Here is a 16495-nt window from a genome sequence, read left to right on the forward strand (position 1 = left end):
AATGACTATGATCGTTGCGGCAAACAAAGTGGTAAAAATGCATTATTCGGTAATGGATAATGATGGCAATAGCATTGATAATTCGTTCGGTGGTGAGCCACTACACTTTATCATTGGCACAGGCTACTTAATTTCAGGCCTAGAAAATGCTTTGCAAGGCAAACAACCAGGCGACACACTTAGCGTAAAAGTTGAACCTGATGAAGGTTATGGCGAACGCCACGATAACCTAATGCAAGCTGTACCTAAGTCGATGTTTGAAGGTATGGAAATTGAAGTCGGCATGCAATTTCGTGCATCAACAGATGATGGTGACCAATCAGTAATGATCATCGATATCCAAGATGAAGAAGTTATTGTAGATGGTAATAACCCACTTGCAGGCATAACACTTAACTTTGATGTAGAGATACTAGAAGTACGTGATGCAACCGAAGAAGAACTCACTCACGGCCACGTACATGGCGAAGGTGGGTGTGGTCACGACCACTAATACACTGCTAAACAGATAGAAAAAGCGCCTAAGGCGCTTTTTTTATATCATATTGTTACGCTTAACCGTTTCAGCTTTTGGCTTACTAGGCAGCGCGATTGATACGTTTTTTTCTTTTAAAGCAGCTAGTAAACCTTTTTGATCGTTTGTACCAACTCTATACAAAGTGCCATCTTTGAGCGTTAGCTGTATTGCACTAAAGCCAGATACTGTATACACCCAACCATCGTGAGTAATTCGCATACCAATACCGTGCCTGTAAGAGTTTTGAACTGCCTTAGCTTCTGCTACTTCGCTAAGCTCAATACTTTGCCCAGCAACACCTGGACCAAACGCCCAGCTAATATTCTTATCATCTACTTTTACTGTTAAGCCATGAAACAAAAAGCCCACCAGCACTAAAATCCCAGTAAATATTATTAAAGGTCCATCAGCGCCTAACAAGTTCCACGCAAGCGCTACAAAACCGCCTATCCACGCTAATACAAAAAAGATAAACACCGCATACTGTTTATGCTGATACATAATATTCTCTAAATTAAATAAATACTTAAAAGCTGTATACCAATGTAGCACTCAGCTCTGAGTCAAACTTGAGTTTATCATCTTCGGGTTTTGAATTATAACGATACATGTAGGTAAATTTAAGTGATACCGCGCCAATCACTTGGCTTATCAGTGCGGTTTCCGATTTTAAGCGAGAATTAAGACCTGAAAGCGACTGCTCTATACTCACATCTTGATTAAAACGAGTACGCTTAGAAACCAAACGTTCCCACTGCATTGCAACACGTACTAAATAACCGGTTTTATCAATTTCATCTTCACTCACATCCGAATCTTCATCGGCTACTGAACGGTATAAACCAGGTCCTATATCAATATCTACTTTGTTTTTAGAGCCTTGATATACACGTGCACCATAGCCTGTCGCCACCGTACTTTTAAAATCAAGTCCACTAAACTCATCTTCTTCGTAATCACCGTAAATAAAAAATGAGGAGTTTTTAACACCTACTTTATAGTTACCTTGCGCTGATACAAAAACACGATTAGCTGTAACATCAGTGCCACCGCTTTCATCGTTCTCATCACGCTTATAAAGAGAGTCTATTTTAAATTGGTTACGCCACTTTTCAAAGTCTTGGTATAAATTACCTTTGAGCTTAAAACTGGTCGAATTGGTGTTACCTTTACTTAGAATAAAGCCAAATTCAGTATCACCGTAGAACATGTCACCTTTGTGTAACTCATGAATTTCTTCATCAGAGAGCTTGCCATATTCATGAAAATCTTCAAATGGATCAACGGCCCAACTTGGGCTGCTAATTATTAAAAAAATTAAAAATAAATACTTACGCACAATACTCTCTCTGCACACAATTATAAAAATAAGCAGTATTGCTTATTCAGTTTCTTTCCATAAAATATGACAAAACGGAGCATCTTTATCACGACTAATCAAAATTTTAGCAAACAAAACATCATCATTTTCAAATTCTAAACCAACCAACACCTGAATAAAGTGCTCTGGCTCTATTTCAAGGGCTACAAAGTCTTGCCACTGGTCATCTGGCTCGTCTTCTTCAATAAAGCCTAGGTCTTCTCTAAACTCATTAAAGTCTTCAACATCTTTTTCACTCAAGTTATTTGGCGCTAACTCTAAAAAAATATCATAAGCTTGGTGAGTAGCTTCTTCTACCGTATATAAACGTGGACCCGACATATGTGCTTACCTTAAGCTTTTAAGTTGCGCTATATTATCAAATCTCATCATCATTTTGATAAAAAAAAACGTAAAACACTGACTTTTTTGTAACCGAGTCATGCTTTATTCAGCATACAACTAAATCGATAAATAACAATTCACCTAAACTATTGAATATAAAGATTACTTTTATTATTTTAGTTAAAATAACAACGTAAAATATTTTTATTATCTTAGGTCCGAATTGTTTAGCTTTTTCTCATCTAAAACCAATCCTTTAAGACTACGGCTTTAGCAATAAATTCCATTTATTTAAAAAATACCGTCACTTTACTTAATTCCTATAACAACATAAGCTCAAGCAACAGGTCAGAGGAGTGTGTAATGATAAAACTAGAAAAACAAAATGGCATTGCAACCGTCACGCTTAGCAGAGCAAAAAAACAAAATGCATTAAGCTTTGAAATGTTTGTAGAGCTAAACAAAGCCATTAAAAATATAAAAAGAGATCGTAGTATTCGTGCTGTGGTAATAAAAGGTGATGGCGAGCATTTTTGTGCAGGCCTTGATATATCTGCAGCAATGGCTACACCAATGAACATAGTGAAATTATTGCTTAAATGGTTACCAGGCAATCAAAATTTAGCGCAAAAAGTAGTATTAGGCTGGCAGTCACTTAGTGTGCCCGTTATTGCACAAATTGATGGCAACTGTTTAGGGGGTGGTTTGCAAATAGCTTTGGGGGCAGATTACAGAGTTGTTCATATTGATGCCAAACTTGCCATTATGGAAGCGCGTTGGGGATTGTGCCCCGATATGGGCGCAAATGTAATGATGAGCGGTTTAGTTAAGCGCGACCAAGCACTTTGGCTTGCAAGCCACGCAAACCCAATCACTGCACAACAAGCAAATGAGCTAGGTTTGGTTACTAAACTTACCGATGATACTCAACAAGCCACGCAAAACATGCTCGATACATTACTTGAGCGTTCACCAGATACGCTTGCTGCTATTAAACGTGTTACACAACTTAGCTATAAACCAAACCAACGAAAAATACTCGCTAAAGAAACCTTAAGCCAAATTCGCTTATTGCTAAACCCAAACACTAAAAAAGCAATTGCTAAAGCAAAAGGAAAAGCAGATATAATCTACGCAAATACAAAGCACTGGTAGACTATTGCACAATGCATAAAAGAGTTTGATTTGTTAAAGTTAAGCTCTTATCTTTTCTGTGAGCCACTTTGATGAAATATCTGCTCAGTAGCGCTATTATTTTACTATGTTTAGCCTGCGCTAAACTCATTATGCACTTTATTGGTGGAAGCTTTCCTGCACCGTTACTCGCTATGGTTATTTTATTAGTTTTACTCTTATCGGGTATTGTAAAAGAGCAACATATAAAACCATGCGCCTCCCCTATTTTAAATATTATGCCTATCTTTTTCATTCCTGCGGGTGTGGGATTTATTGAACATCTCGGCCTTATAAAATCGCACTGGGCATTTTTAGCCTCAGTTGTGGTGCTAGTCCCTATAACTACCTTGTTGCTTGTTAGCAGTGTAATTGCGAACTTTAAGGGAAGAGAAAATAATGACTGATTTTACTTTTCCCGCTATTTCAGAGCTACAGCCTAATTTATGGTGGCTAAGTATTCCTTTTATTATTGTATTGTTTTTAGCACTAAGGGCCGTAAACCAAAGTATAAAAAACAGCGTATTTAAATCGCTCACTAACCCCGTATTTTTAAGTATTAGTACTATCGCTTTATTACTAATTAACCTAAATTTGCCTTATACGCAATTTGCCTCGCACAGCAAATTACTAAGCTGGTTATTAGAGCCCGCGATTGTAGCTTTAGCACTTCCTTTATATCAGCAGTTTACACACGTACGAAAAAATCTATTACTCATAGTCGCAACATGTAGCTTAGGTATTGTTAACGCAACCGTTGTGGCATTTTTGCTAAGCATATTATTTAATGCGCCTGCGCAGCTAAGTGCATCTGTTGCCGCACTCAGTGTCACAACCCCAATATCTTTAATTGTTACTGACTCATTAGGGGGGATTAGCTCTCTTGCTGCGGCTTTAGTTATTTTTATTGGTTTACTAGGCGCTTTATTTGGCTTTATGCTTTTTAAACTCATTAATATTTTTAATCACGAATCTCAAGGTGTTGCAATGGGCACAGCTTGTCATGCAATTGGGACTGCTGCTGCTATTGCTGAGCATCCAAAAGTAGGCGCTTACTCCTCAGTTGCAATGGCGCTAAGTGCTTTATTAACAGCGATTATAGTGCCGCTGTTATATCCATTTTTAGTCAACATTTTGCTATAGTTGGAAAAATACAACATAGCCCTAACATAGAGCGCTTTATGATCAGTTCTGAAATCGAACAGTTTGAAAAATATTACACCATGCTTACTGAGTATATGGTTACCTACAGTATGCAAATTGTTGGCGCTATTTTTATCGTCCTCATTGGTTTGTGGATAGCACAAAAGCTTGCCAAATTTGTAGCCGCGTTAATGACCCGTCATAACGTTGACATTACGCTTACTAACTTTGTCAGTAGCGTGGTAAAAGTACTGCTAATTGTAATGGTTATAATTATTGCACTTGGAAAAATAGGTATCAGCGTTACGCCATTTGTAGCAGCCATTGGTGCTGCGTCTTTGGGTGCAGGTTTAGCGCTGCAAGGAATGCTCTCTAACTATGGTGCAGGCCTTGCCATTATAGCCACTCGACCTTTTGTTGTTGGTGATACTATTGAAGTTAAAAATGTAAGCGGCCAAGTTAAAACAATTGAGCTTGGCTACACTATTTTAATCAATGAAGAAAAAGTAGAAATTACCATTCCAAATAAGCACATAGTAGGTGAAATACTTCATAACTCATTTAGTTACTCATTGGTCAAAGGTGAAATAGATATAGCCTATAGTGCTTGCTCTGATAATGCGATTAGCCTTATTGAAGACGTACTTAAAGCACACGAATTAGTCGCACAAAATCCGTTATCACAAGTGGGTATTGAACGCTTTGCCGATAGCGGTGTTACAATAAGCTACCGATATTGGGTACCTACCACTAAAATTATTGAAACCAAGCTGGCTATTAATGGCGGTGTTTATAAAGCAATTAATAACGCTGATATTGAAATCCCATTCCCTCAACGCGTCATTACAATTAACAAAGCCGACCTAGAAAGCTAATTTATTTTTATTTTGAGCTTGCATATCTGCAAGCTCATACTTTACTACCCCCCCTCTGCTCAGAATAAACTCAAATAGTTGTGTTATAGATTTATTTGCCATATAAATAGTGTTAATAAATATCAATACGCACTTAATTTTAATAATAAAAAAACAATAATGAGTAATGATGATGCGCAACCCCTTCTACCTAGGCGATTGGCAAGTAACACCTTCAACTAACTCAATTCAACTCACTGGTAAAGCCAAACAGTTAGAGCCCAAAGCGATGGAGGTTTTATTGCATTTGTGTCAACAAAATGGCGACATTGTAAGCAGCGATGAATTGCTCAATAAATGCTGGAAAAATACTGATATTGGCGATAATCCATTACATAAAACTATCACTCAGCTAAGAAAAGCGCTCGGTGATAAAGCCAATGAACCACATTATATTGAAACTATCCGTAAACGTGGCTACCGCATTATTGCAAAATTATCTTTTCCGTTAGCAGATCCTATCCCAAGCACTAAAAGTACATGGCAGGGAGGATCCCCTTTCTTAGGCCTGCGTGCATATAACCCAAATGATACCCACGTTTTTTTTGGCCGTACCCAATCTATAGCTACCCTGCTGGAAAGGATATCTAGCCAGGTAAATTACGGTCGTGCTTTTTGCTTAATACTTGGCCCTAGTGGAACAGGTAAATCCTCGCTTGTTAATGCTGGAATTTTACCAAAACTGCTAGATGAGCGAGGCTATAATGGCATCGGTGTTATTTCCTACACCCAGATCGACTTTGCAGATGTGCATAAAAATAGACTTTTTCTAGACTTAGCTTCTGCATTACTTGATTGGGATATAAACGACCAGCCTGTGTTTGAAGGATTAAGCGCGCAAACACTTGCAGAGCAACTAGAATTGGCAATAGATGGCGTAATTAACGCCATACAAGCTGCACTTAGCAAAGCCTCTACACAACTTAAAACACCACAGTTATTTTTATTTATTGACCGCTTAGAAGTACTGCTTTCTTCTCCTTTATTTAGTAGCGAAACACGCAGCCATTTTTTATCAGTTATTGAGCGCTTAGCAACCTCTAAAACTGTGATTGTATTTAGTGCGTGTCGTAACGACTTTTACCCTTTAGTGGTTGAACAACCAAGTCTAATGGCAGGCAAAGCTCATGGCGCGCACTACGATTTAACACCGCCAAATCGCCAAGAGCTTCAACAAATTATTCGCCTGCCAGCGCTAACCGCTAATTTAACGTTCTCCAATGACCCACAAACCCAAACACCACTGGATGAAATATTGTGCGCCGATACAGCCAATAACCCTGACGCACTGCCCATGCTGCAATACACATTGCAAGAGCTGTACTTACAGCGCAGTGATAATAACGAGCTACTGCACAGTGTTTACACAAAACTCGGGGGTATTGAGGGAGCCATAGGCAAAAAAGCAGAAGATATATTTATTGACCTCAGCAACGAGCAACAACAGCAACTAAAAAGCGTATTATCACAGCTGATCACTTTAAATCCAGATGGTAAAACCATTACGAGCCGCGCTGCCCGCTGGCAAACATTAACGAACACAAGCCAAAAAGAGCTTGTGCAAGCCATGGTCGATAGCCGTTTATTTGTATCGCATTTACAAAACCAAGAAGCCTGTTTTAGCCTTGCTCACGAGGCATTATTACGTCAATGGCCGCGCGCAAAACGATGGATTAATGACCATAAAGATGCCTTAGCAATAAAAAGCCGCTTACAACACCAAGCGCAAAATTGGATAGATGAAGGTAAAAGTAGTGCTTACCTCCTAGCGCCAGGTAAACCGCAACAAGAAGCGCAGCTATTACTTAACGACAAACTGTTTAAATTAGATGATAACGAGCACGCTCTTATCAAAAGCTCTATTAAAAAAACAAAAGCAAAAATAAGAGTAAAACGAGTGACCGTTGCTTTATTGTGCTTACTTACATTTACCGCGTTATTAATGAGCTTTACTAGTTTTAAGGCCCAGCAACATGCGCAAAAAAAACAGCTTGAGGCCGAAAGCTTACTAGGGTTTATGGTCGGCGACTTTGCCGACAAACTGCGTAGCGTAAAGCGTATGGACTTACTTGATGGTATTAGTAATAAAGCACTTGAATATTTTACAAATCAAACAGACGAATCAGGTTCACTCTTTAGCTTTAGCGATGATAAAGCACAATTTAACAACCGTTTCCAGTACGCACAAACCCTCGAAGCAATGGGTGAAGTAGCTTATTCACGGGGTAAAACCGATGAAGCCTTTACCGCCTTTGAAAACGCCCGCACCCGCCTTGAGGCATTATTAAAAATACAGCCTAACAATATAGAATTACTAACGCTTGCGGGTGCCAATACCTTTTGGTTAGGCCAGCTTCATTATGATAAAAGTGATTACGCTGCCACTGAGCCATTATTTAAAAAGTACCATATGTATAGCGAAACCATGTATTCATTAGCAGCGAATGATTTTAATTCCATTATGGAGTTGTCGTATTCACATAATTCGCTGGGATCTTTGTATTTAAAACAATTTAATTATAAAGCGGCAAAACAGAGCTTTACCGAATCACTTACTCTTAAAAACGAAGCGCTTGTGCTAAAGCCCAACAATAAAAACTTATTGCGTGATAAAGCAGATACCCTTAGTTGGCTTGCAAAAACTGAAGGTATGCTTGGTAACTTCAACACTGCAGTGTATATATTGGACAATGCAGTTGCTGTGGTCAAAAAGGTGGCTAATCACTACCCTGATGACGCGAGTCTTTTTTATATGTCAGCAAATATATATATGCAACAAGGCTATTTACTAAGCTATTTACCTGATAAAAAAATGGCCTATTTAAAAGCTCGCTTTGCGAATGAAAATATAAATGAGGCTTTAAAGCAAGATCCAGAAAATAATGAATTTCAACATATGTATTATCGCTCTTTAGCGCAATTAATAATGTTGTCTTATGACAAAAAAGTAGATTCAAGAATAGGAAAAATTATTAGCTTCTTAAAATCACAAGGTTTTAATAGTATCAATTCTATTAATACACAAATTAGTCTGGCTCGCTATTTTATTGACAGAAACTTCCCTCTTAAAGCGCAAGAGTTATTAACAACCCTTGAGAATGATGGCGAATATAAACGTTACATAACCAATAAAATGAAGAATAGAGATAACTTAGCTCCCATAAATATAAACCTGCTCAAAGCTAAATTAGCTTCGACCAGCGAACAGCGAGAGCAATTTTGCGTAAATGCGCTTAAAGCTATTACTCAAACAGTAAAAATAAACCAAAGTATTCACGTAAAGTACCCGCAGGTACAAGCATATACCTGCTTAAACCGAGCAAACGAAATACCAGCAATAACAGCAAGCCTGATAAAACTAGGCATTACTGACTTTAAACTATAAATACAAAGGAAATAACATGAATACCACCTTAGAAAAAGTCGATTTTCAAGTACATATTGAGTTTAACGATAAAAAAGAGGCCGTTTTTAGCTATACAGAAAATGGTAAAGCCGTTGACGGCGGCGGTACAGTAAGAGCCGAAACTGCAGGTACTTACACTTTAACTCCTGTAACAGTTGGGCTAGGCTTTTTTTTCACGGGGGCTACAATTACTAATAAAATCGGAACATGTGCCCAAGATTTCAGTTATGAACTTAGTGATAACCGCCAAGCAATCACCGTCACCGATACAGCAAAAAACTCAGGCACTGCATGTTTAATATTTAACGTTGAGTGTAATGATAAACCTTATTCAAGCCCTGACCCACAAGTTATAAATAAAGACAAAAATTAATTATTGATTTTAAATTGCACAAGCATAATTTCCCCAGTGCAATTTATTTATAACCTAACTACCTTTTAGCTAAGCACTGACACACTTCAATAAAAACAAATAAAATCAACAAATTAAAAAAGAAGGTTACCGAAAGGTTTAAAAACCATAAATTAAATAAACTCCTAGACATAAAGTTTCATTAACAATAAAAATGAGCAACACCATGTCTAACAATAATGAAAATAACAGAGCAAACAACACCGACAACGCTGTATCTGCATTAATGAGCAGCATTTCTAATACCGTTAACAATGAAAAAATAAGCGCAATTATTAATGTCACTAATGTGATGGCCGATGCTATTTTTATTGTTAATGCAGATGGAGTGTTTGAATCAGTAAATCCCGTTGCAGCTCGTTTTTTTAATGTTACGTCTGACTCGTTAATAGGTAAAAAATGGCAAGATTGTTTACAAGAACAGTATCGCGATGACTATCAATACATGTTTGAAAGTTGGAAAAACAACTATCAAACACCACTCAATCATGGCCCGAAAGAAGTTAAAATAATAAAAAACAATGGTAACTGTTTAGATATAGAGCTCTCAATTTCTTGTATACCCGCATCAACTACAAACAATATCCCTCTATTTATTTGTATTATGCATGATATTTCTAGGCATGTTAAAAAGTATAAAGTACTCGAAAACATAGCCAAAATAGATCACCTTACAGGCGTCGCTAATCGCTGCACTTTAGAAAAGGCGATTATTAAAAATTGGCAAGAATGCATAGTAGACAAACAGCCTTTGAGTTTTATCTTGATCGATATTGATTTTTTTAAACTGTTTAATGATAATTTTGGTCATGTAAAGGGTGATAAATGTTTGCAAAAAGTAGCTCAAACAATTGAAGACTGCCTCCCCTCAAAAGATAGTTTAGTAGCACGCTATGGTGGTGAGGAGTTTGCTGTTGTATTACCCCGCTCACATGTCTCAAATGCAGAAATGATCGCAAAACGTATTCAAGAAAAAATACTCAACATTAATTTCAGAGATATTGGTTTGCCAGCGAATGTAAAGATAAGTGTAAGCCAGGGTTTAGCGTGTGAATACGATAATCAGTACAGAACATCTGAGGCATTAATATGCGCGGCTGATACGGCTTTATATAGAGCGAAGTCGGAAGGTCGTAATAAATTATGTATAAGGTGATGTACTAACTATTTGGTATAGCCTTTATCTACTAAAATAAAAAACCGCAATTGCGGTTTTTTATTACTTGAGAAAAGCTTAAATGTCGATTAGCAGCCCTTCGTCTTTTTTAATCTTTTCGATCACCATATAAGTATGATGAGTGCCCACGCCGGGAATATCGACTAAGTCGCCAAGAACTTGTCTATATTCTTCCATATTAGAAACGCGGATTTTTAATAAATAATCATAACCGCCTGCCACCATGTCGCATTCAACGACTTGTTGTATTCTTAGTATATGCTCTCTAAATACCTTAAATACTGCTGTATTTGAAGCAACAAGCGACACTTGAACATGTGCTACTAAGCTTTGATTAAGCTTTGCTTCGCTAAGCTTAGCGTAGTAGCCTTCGATATAGCCTTCTTGCTCTAATCGTTTTACACGATCTAGGCACGGGCTTGCACTCAAATTAACCTGTTTTGCGAGGTTAACATTTGAAATTCTGCCGTTCTTTTGTAGAACGTCTAGTATGGCTAAATCAATACGATCTAGCATGCGTAATCTATTTGGAATTGTCATAACAGAATTTTATGCGGATAAGTTAAATTTATGCCCTGTAAATTATCGTAAAACGCGAAATTTAACCAGCATATTCTGCTGAAATTTAATTAGAATGCACTCACAATATCACTGGTAATTTATTGGTAATTAATTTTACTTTAATTCTTAACACTCCTGAGGGTTGCTTATGTTATTCAACGGCGATTTAACAACGATTTGTCCTATTAGACAAAGAATCCGTGACTTCTACCGCATAGATGAAAATGCGGTTATTGATCATATTTTACCGCTTGCAGAAGTAGGCGTAAAAGCACGAAGTCGTGCCTGGGAAAGAGCCCGCCAGATTGTTTTAAACATTCGTAAAGAGCAAGATGGGCAAGGCGGTGTTGATGCGCTTTTAAATGAATTTTCACTCTCTAGTGAAGAAGGCGTTGTATTAATGTGTTTGGCCGAAGCGCTGCTTCGCGTACCAGACAAAGCAACTCAAGATGTACTGATTCGTGACAAGTTAGCGAAAGGTGATTGGAGCTCTCATTTGGGCAGCAGCGATTCTTTATTCGTAAACGCGTCTTCTTGGGGATTATTAGTTACCGGTAAAATGGTTAACTACACAGACAAAACGAAAGAACAACAGTTCGGCATGCTTAAAAAGACCATTGGTCGTTTAGGTGAGCCAGTTATTCGTAAGTCTGTAAATTTTGCTATGAAAATTATGGGTAAGCAATTCGTTATGGGTCGTACCATTGACGAAGCAATTGAACGTGCTGCCGATACAGAGCAAAAAGGTTATGTATATTCTTACGATATGCTAGGCGAAGGCGCGCGCACAATGAAAGATGCGAAGCGTTACTTTGACAGCTACATGAATGCTATACACTCGATTGGTAAAGCGGCAAATGGTCGTGGTCCAATTAAGAGCCCTGGTATTTCAGTTAAGCTTTCTGCTATTCATCCACGTTATGAGTTCACTCATAAAGACCGTGTGATGGAAGAAATAGTCCCTAAGTTAAAAGAACTTGCGCTTGCTGCTAAGAAATACGATATCGGCTTTACCGTTGATGCTGAAGAAGCTGACCGTTTAGATATTTCATTAGATGTCATTGAAGCGGTATTTAGTGATGAAGATCTTGGTGATTGGCAAGGATTTGGCTTAGCAGTTCAAGCGTATCAAAAACGCGCTATTTTTGTAATTGAATGGCTAACAGACCTTGCAACCCGTGTTGGTCGTAAAATGATGGTACGTTTAGTTAAGGGCGCGTACTGGGATACTGAAATCAAAACCACACAACAAGATGGTTTAGAGCATTTCCCTGTATTTACTCGTAAAGCAACAACCGATGTTTCTTACAAAGCATGTGCAATTAAAATGCTTGAAGCGCGCGACGTACTTTATCCACAATTTGCAACGCACAACGCTTACACTGCCGCGACTATTTTAGAAGTAGCGAAAGGCGACAACACCGGTTTTGAATTTCAACGTTTGCACGGTATGGGTGAATCATTATTCGACCAAATCGTTAACGAAGAAAAAATTCAATGTCGTGTATATGCACCGGTTGGTCAACACGAAGACCTACTTGCTTACCTTGTTCGTCGTTTGTTAGAAAATGGTGCTAACTCATCATTTGTAAACGCGATTGTAGATACAACAAAACCTGTTGAATCATTACTACCAGACCCTGTAGAAACACTGCAAGGCCTGCGTAACAAGTACAATACGCAAATCAAAATGCCAATTGATTTATACGGTGAAGAACGTGCTAACTCTAAAGGCATGGATTTAACCGATATTAACGTTATTACCCCTTTCAAAGAGAATCTTGAAACATGGTTTAATGAGCACTTAATTGAGCAAAGCCAAGTACCAGAAGGCTCATTGGCTGTTAAAAACCCAGCAAATCACAAAGAAATCATCGGCCACGTTAAGTTACAAACTGGCGAGGAGATGAAAGTATTACTGGCTAACGCTGAAGCGGCACTTGAATCATGGTCACAAACACCAGTAAAAGAGCGTGCTAATTTACTGCGTCGCGTTGCTGACATTTTAGAGCGTCATCACGACGAACTAGTCGCTATCTGTATTAAAGAAGCGGGTAAAGTAGCGCAAGATGGTATTGATGAAGTACGTGAAGCGGTTGATTTTTGTCGTTACTACGCAGCGCGCGCTGAAGAGTTATCTAAAGATGAGCGTTTTGAAGCCCGTGGCGTTATTTTATGTATTAGCCCGTGGAACTTCCCGCTTGCAATATTCTTAGGTCAAGTTGCTGCTGCGATTGTTACAGGTAACACTGTAATTGCTAAGCCTGCTGAGCAAACAAGTTTAATCGCCCTTCGTGCCATTGAACTAATGCTATCAGTTGGTTTACCTGAGCACGTTGTTCAACCGGTTATCGCTCGCGGCTCTGAAGTAGGTAAAACAATTGTTCCTGATGAACGCATTCAAGCGGTTATGTTTACAGGCTCTACTGAAACAGGCACATTAATTTCTCAAACACTTGCTGCACGTAACGATATTCAAGTACCGTTAATTGCAGAAACAGGTGGCCAAAACTGTATGATTGTTGACTCAACGGCGCTTCCTGAGCAAGTAGTTGACGATGTGATCAGTTCTGGTTTTCAAAGTGCTGGCCAACGTTGTTCTGCTCTTCGTGTTTTATTCATTCAAGATGACGTAGCTGATGGCATTATCGAAATGCTTAAAGGCGCTCTAGCTGAGTTACACATTGGCGATCCATCGTTACTATCAACTGATGTTGGTCCTGTAATTGATGAAAAAGCACTTAAAAACTTAAATGAACACGTTGAGTACTTAAAAGGTAATTCTATACTTCATTACGAATGTAAAATTCCTGATAATACTCAAAATGGCGCATACTTTTTTGCTCCTCGTTTATACGAAATTAAAGACTTATCAGTACTTAAACGTGAAGTATTTGGCCCATGTGTTCATATTGTTCGCTTTAAATCGAATGAACTTGATGATGTGATGGATCAAATAAATAACACGGGCTATGGTCTGACAATGGGTGTTCACTCACGTATTGAAGAGCGCTGTGAGTACCTTGCTAAAATGTCACGTGCGGGTAATGTTTACATTAACCGAAACATGATTGGTGCCATTGTTGGTGTGCAACCGTTTGGTGGCCGTGGTTTATCAGGTACTGGCCCTAAAGCCGGTGGCCCTAACTACCTACAACGTTTAGTAAAAGAAAAAGCATCACCAGATAACGTACAAATGACTAACCTAACGCCTGACGAACTTGATTTACACCACTACAGCGGTGCGAATGAGCAAGTTAAAAAGCTAATGGCCAACTCAATGCGCGATGAGAAAATCTGGCGTGCAACACCACTAAACGACCGTGTTTCGGCTGTACGTCAGTTGCTTGCTAAAATCGCGACGGTAGAAATTATCGACGATTTAGCAGACGACTTAGCATTAACATTATCAGAAGCACGTGCACAGCTTAACCGCCTTGAAAAGCACATGCGTAAGTTTACTACCCTGCCTGGGCCAACGGGTGAGTCTAATACACTTCATCTAGAAGCACGTGGTTGTGTAGTGTGTTATGCAGATAAGAGCACATCATTTAACTTCTGGGCATTGTCTATCATCACTGCTATTGCCGCAGGTAATACGGTAATTACTGTAGCGTCTGAGCTGTTTTATGATGAAGCCGTTGCCTTTAAAGATAAATTTATCTCTACAGGTGTTGCAGAAGGTGTTTTCCAAGTAGCTAAACCTAACCAGTTACAAGCTATTTTGGCGCACCCTCATTTAGCCGGTGCGGTAGTTGCTGCTCGCTCGTCTCGCTTGGGCTACTTTAGCCAACAGCTTGCACAGCGTAAAGGTGCTATTTTACCGGTAATTAGCTCTGAGTATTACGATACATTAATCAAACGTCTTATTACTGAAAAAACAATCAGTATTGATACAACAGCATCAGGTGGTAACACATCACTAATGACGCTTGTTGAAGATGATGAATAATTAAGCTAATGCTTTTTAACTAAAAAATAAAAAAGGCACTGAAAAGCTGTCTCTTATACACAAATCCCTGCTAAGAAATTAGCGGGGATTTTTTTGAACTAAATCTCAATGTCATGATCAGATCTTCAAATCTTGTTTGAGGGCACATTATGATTAACGAACATACTCATTGGGCAAAACAACAATTCGGTAAATCGGACTTAGGTGATCCAAGAAGAACAGCGCGTCTGGTAAAGTTAGCATCAACGCTTGCAAATGAACCAGGAAAACCACTTGTGAACATCACTCAATCCCCCGCCGATATGGAAGGTGCCTACCGCTTTATTCGCAACGAGAATATTGACGCAACGGCTATAGCAGAGTCAGGCTTTAAAGCCACGGTTGAACAAGCAAAAAGTCATAACTTATTACTCGCATTAGAAGACACGACCACACTAATTTATAAACATTCCTCCATTCGAGATGATTTGGGTCATGTCGGACGAGGAGCAAAACAACGAGGCTTGTTAGCTCATAGCGTATTACTGTTTGCGCCAGACACAAAGCAAGTTGTGGGATTAATTGAACAGTCTCGCTGGAGTCGTGATATCAACACGATTGGAAAAAGAGAAAAACACGCGACGACTTCTTACGAAGAAAAAGAAAGTTACAAGTGGGAGTCAGCGTCACGAGCGATGGCAGAGCGGCTGCAAGGACAAATGGCGAACGTGATATCGGTGTGTGACCGCGAAGCGGACATCTACGAATACTTGCAGTATAAACTGAGCGAGCAGCAACGATTCGTCGTACGCTCGATGCAAAGTCGTCATATTGAAGAAGGTGAGGATAAGCTCTATGCGTTTGCAAGCGAGCTGATGAGTGCAGGCACCAAACACATCCACATTGCACAAAAAGGAGGAAGAAAAGCCCGAAGCGCAACACTGGATATCACCTATGCGCCAGTGACACTCAAAGCGCCTTACAATAAGAAAGGACACTCCCTCCCAGTTTACTATGTCGGCTGTGCAGAGCGAGGAAACGCTGAGAACGGCTTAAGCTGGCACCTATTAACCAGTGAACCAGTCACCAGCAAAGAAGACGCTTTAGCTATCATCACCTACTATGAGCACCGTTGGCTTGTAGAGGAATACCATAAAGTCTGGAAAAGTGATGGTACGGATATCGAAAGTTTACGCCTTCAAAGCCAAGATAACATGGAAAGATTGGTGACGATTAATGGCTTTATTGCGACGCGAATATTGCAACTAAAGTTCACCAATGAGCAGCCTGATTCTCCAAGTTGTGAACAACTGTTATCTCCCAAAGCATGGAAGTTATTGTGGTTAAAGAGAATAAAAACACCATTGCCTGAAACTGCTCCAAATATGTCATGGGCGTATCAGGAACTGGCAAAGTTAGGAGGCTGGAAAGATACCAAGCGCACAGGGCGTGCATCTGTGAAAGTGTTATGGCAAGGATGGCTTAAGTTACAAGCCATCCTGGAAGGCTACGATTTAGCAAAATCTCTTGAGTCAGACTTGTGATCAAGAGACAGC

General features: G+C 39.1%; 14 protein-coding genes. 10 read left to right on the forward strand and 4 right to left on the reverse strand.

What is annotated here, in order from left to right:
- Positions 1-7 precede the first annotated feature (7 nt).
- A complete protein-coding gene (locus GQR45_RS16285; protein WP_007581704.1) occupies positions 8-493 on the forward strand; it encodes a peptidylprolyl isomerase in 486 nt (161 codons plus the stop codon).
- Between the two features lie 42 nt (positions 494-535).
- Here the strand turns inward: GQR45_RS16285 and GQR45_RS16290 are convergent, their stop codons facing one another.
- The 3 genes from GQR45_RS16290 to GQR45_RS16300 are packed head-to-tail and all read right to left on the reverse strand — an operon-like array spanning position 536 to position 2219.
- Positions 536-1018: a hypothetical protein gene (locus GQR45_RS16290; protein ID WP_002958727.1), complete on the reverse strand. Its 483-nt coding sequence runs from the start codon at positions 1016-1018 to the stop codon at positions 536-538.
- A 25-nt stretch (positions 1019-1043) separates the two neighbouring features.
- Positions 1044-1856 carry a DUF481 domain-containing protein gene (locus GQR45_RS16295; protein WP_165726499.1) on the reverse strand — a complete coding sequence of 271 codons (813 nt, stop codon included), beginning with the start codon at positions 1854-1856 and terminating at the stop codon, positions 1044-1046.
- Positions 1857-1898: 42 nt separating this feature from the next.
- Positions 1899-2219: an HI1450 family dsDNA-mimic protein gene (locus GQR45_RS16300; protein WP_007581697.1), complete on the reverse strand. Its 321-nt coding sequence runs from the start codon at positions 2217-2219 to the stop codon at positions 1899-1901.
- Positions 2220-2585: 366 nt separating this feature from the next.
- On the opposite strand from GQR45_RS16300, the gene GQR45_RS16305 reads away from it, so the two are divergent.
- From GQR45_RS16305 to GQR45_RS16335, 7 genes are all read left to right on the forward strand, one after another.
- Positions 2586-3377 carry a crotonase/enoyl-CoA hydratase family protein gene (locus tag GQR45_RS16305; RefSeq protein ID WP_165726500.1) on the forward strand — a complete coding sequence of 264 codons (792 nt, stop codon included), beginning with the start codon at positions 2586-2588 and terminating at the stop codon, positions 3375-3377.
- Positions 3378-3448: 71 nt separating this feature from the next.
- Complete coding sequence (locus GQR45_RS16310; protein ID WP_165726501.1) at positions 3449-3802, forward strand: CidA/LrgA family protein; 354 nt, start codon at positions 3449-3451, stop codon at positions 3800-3802.
- Positions 3795-4538 (forward strand): LrgB family protein, encoded by a 744-nt coding sequence (locus tag GQR45_RS16315; protein ID WP_165726502.1) that lies wholly within the window; start codon positions 3795-3797, stop codon positions 4536-4538. The genes GQR45_RS16310 and GQR45_RS16315 overlap by 8 nt, the downstream gene beginning before the upstream one ends.
- Before the next feature lie 38 nt (positions 4539-4576).
- Positions 4577-5413, forward strand: a complete 837-nt coding sequence (locus GQR45_RS16320; protein ID WP_002958733.1) for a mechanosensitive ion channel family protein — start codon at positions 4577-4579, stop codon at positions 5411-5413.
- A gap of 169 nt (positions 5414-5582) precedes the next feature.
- A complete protein-coding gene (locus GQR45_RS16325; RefSeq protein WP_165726503.1) occupies positions 5583-8837 on the forward strand; it encodes a winged helix-turn-helix domain-containing protein in 3255 nt (1084 codons plus the stop codon).
- A 16-nt stretch (positions 8838-8853) separates the two neighbouring features.
- Positions 8854-9231, forward strand: coding sequence for a DP-EP family protein (locus tag GQR45_RS16330; protein ID WP_024590008.1), 378 nt, complete (start codon positions 8854-8856; stop codon positions 9229-9231).
- Between the two features lie 205 nt (positions 9232-9436).
- The gene (locus GQR45_RS16335; RefSeq protein ID WP_165726504.1) at positions 9437-10426 is read left to right on the forward strand and encodes a sensor domain-containing diguanylate cyclase; all 990 of its coding nucleotides are present in this window, start codon (positions 9437-9439) and stop codon (positions 10424-10426) included.
- Positions 10427-10504: 78 nt separating this feature from the next.
- On the opposite strand, the gene GQR45_RS16340 is transcribed toward GQR45_RS16335, so the two are convergent.
- Positions 10505-10987, reverse strand: coding sequence for a winged helix-turn-helix transcriptional regulator (locus GQR45_RS16340; protein WP_024590009.1), 483 nt, complete (start codon positions 10985-10987; stop codon positions 10505-10507).
- Positions 10988-11156: 169 nt separating this feature from the next.
- Between GQR45_RS16340 and putA the strand changes: the two genes are divergently transcribed.
- Both putA and GQR45_RS16350 read left to right on the forward strand, forming a co-directional pair.
- Positions 11157-14960, forward strand: a complete 3804-nt coding sequence (gene putA, locus GQR45_RS16345; protein WP_010553201.1) for a bifunctional proline dehydrogenase/L-glutamate gamma-semialdehyde dehydrogenase PutA — start codon at positions 11157-11159, stop codon at positions 14958-14960.
- Positions 14961-15109: 149 nt separating this feature from the next.
- Positions 15110-16483, forward strand: coding sequence for an IS4 family transposase (locus GQR45_RS16350; protein WP_096058041.1), 1374 nt, complete (start codon positions 15110-15112; stop codon positions 16481-16483).
- Positions 16484-16495: the final 12 nt, after the last annotated feature.

Origin of the sequence: Pseudoalteromonas sp. SA25 (genome assembly GCF_011378705.1) — a bacterium.
Taxonomy (GTDB): Bacteria; Pseudomonadota; Gammaproteobacteria; order Enterobacterales; family Alteromonadaceae; genus Pseudoalteromonas; species Pseudoalteromonas arctica.

Excerpts from the sequence above, each read along its gene's own strand:
- GQR45_RS16305 (WP_165726500.1), top strand. The coding sequence starts at position 2,586 with ATGATAAAACTAGAAAAACAAAATGGCATTGCAACCGTCACGCTTAGC.
- GQR45_RS16310 (WP_165726501.1), top strand. The coding sequence starts at position 3,449 with ATGAAATATCTGCTCAGTAGCGCTATTATTTTACTATGTTTAGCCTGC.
- GQR45_RS16320 (WP_002958733.1), top strand. The coding sequence starts at position 4,577 with ATGATCAGTTCTGAAATCGAACAGTTTGAAAAATATTACACCATGCTT.
- GQR45_RS16290 (WP_002958727.1), bottom strand. The coding sequence starts at position 1,018 with ATGTATCAGCATAAACAGTATGCGGTGTTTATCTTTTTTGTATTAGCG.
- GQR45_RS16300 (WP_007581697.1), bottom strand. The coding sequence starts at position 2,219 with ATGTCGGGTCCACGTTTATATACGGTAGAAGAAGCTACTCACCAAGCT.
- GQR45_RS16350 (WP_096058041.1), top strand. The coding sequence starts at position 15,110 with ATGATTAACGAACATACTCATTGGGCAAAACAACAATTCGGTAAATCG.
- GQR45_RS16340 (WP_024590009.1), bottom strand. The coding sequence starts at position 10,987 with ATGACAATTCCAAATAGATTACGCATGCTAGATCGTATTGATTTAGCC.
- GQR45_RS16325 (WP_165726503.1), top strand. The coding sequence starts at position 5,583 with ATGATGCGCAACCCCTTCTACCTAGGCGATTGGCAAGTAACACCTTCA.
- GQR45_RS16330 (WP_024590008.1), top strand. The coding sequence starts at position 8,854 with ATGAATACCACCTTAGAAAAAGTCGATTTTCAAGTACATATTGAGTTT.
- GQR45_RS16285 (WP_007581704.1), top strand. The coding sequence starts at position 8 with ATGATCGTTGCGGCAAACAAAGTGGTAAAAATGCATTATTCGGTAATG.
- putA (WP_010553201.1), top strand. The coding sequence starts at position 11,157 with ATGTTATTCAACGGCGATTTAACAACGATTTGTCCTATTAGACAAAGA.
- GQR45_RS16315 (WP_165726502.1), top strand. The coding sequence starts at position 3,795 with ATGACTGATTTTACTTTTCCCGCTATTTCAGAGCTACAGCCTAATTTA.
- GQR45_RS16335 (WP_165726504.1), top strand. The coding sequence starts at position 9,437 with ATGTCTAACAATAATGAAAATAACAGAGCAAACAACACCGACAACGCT.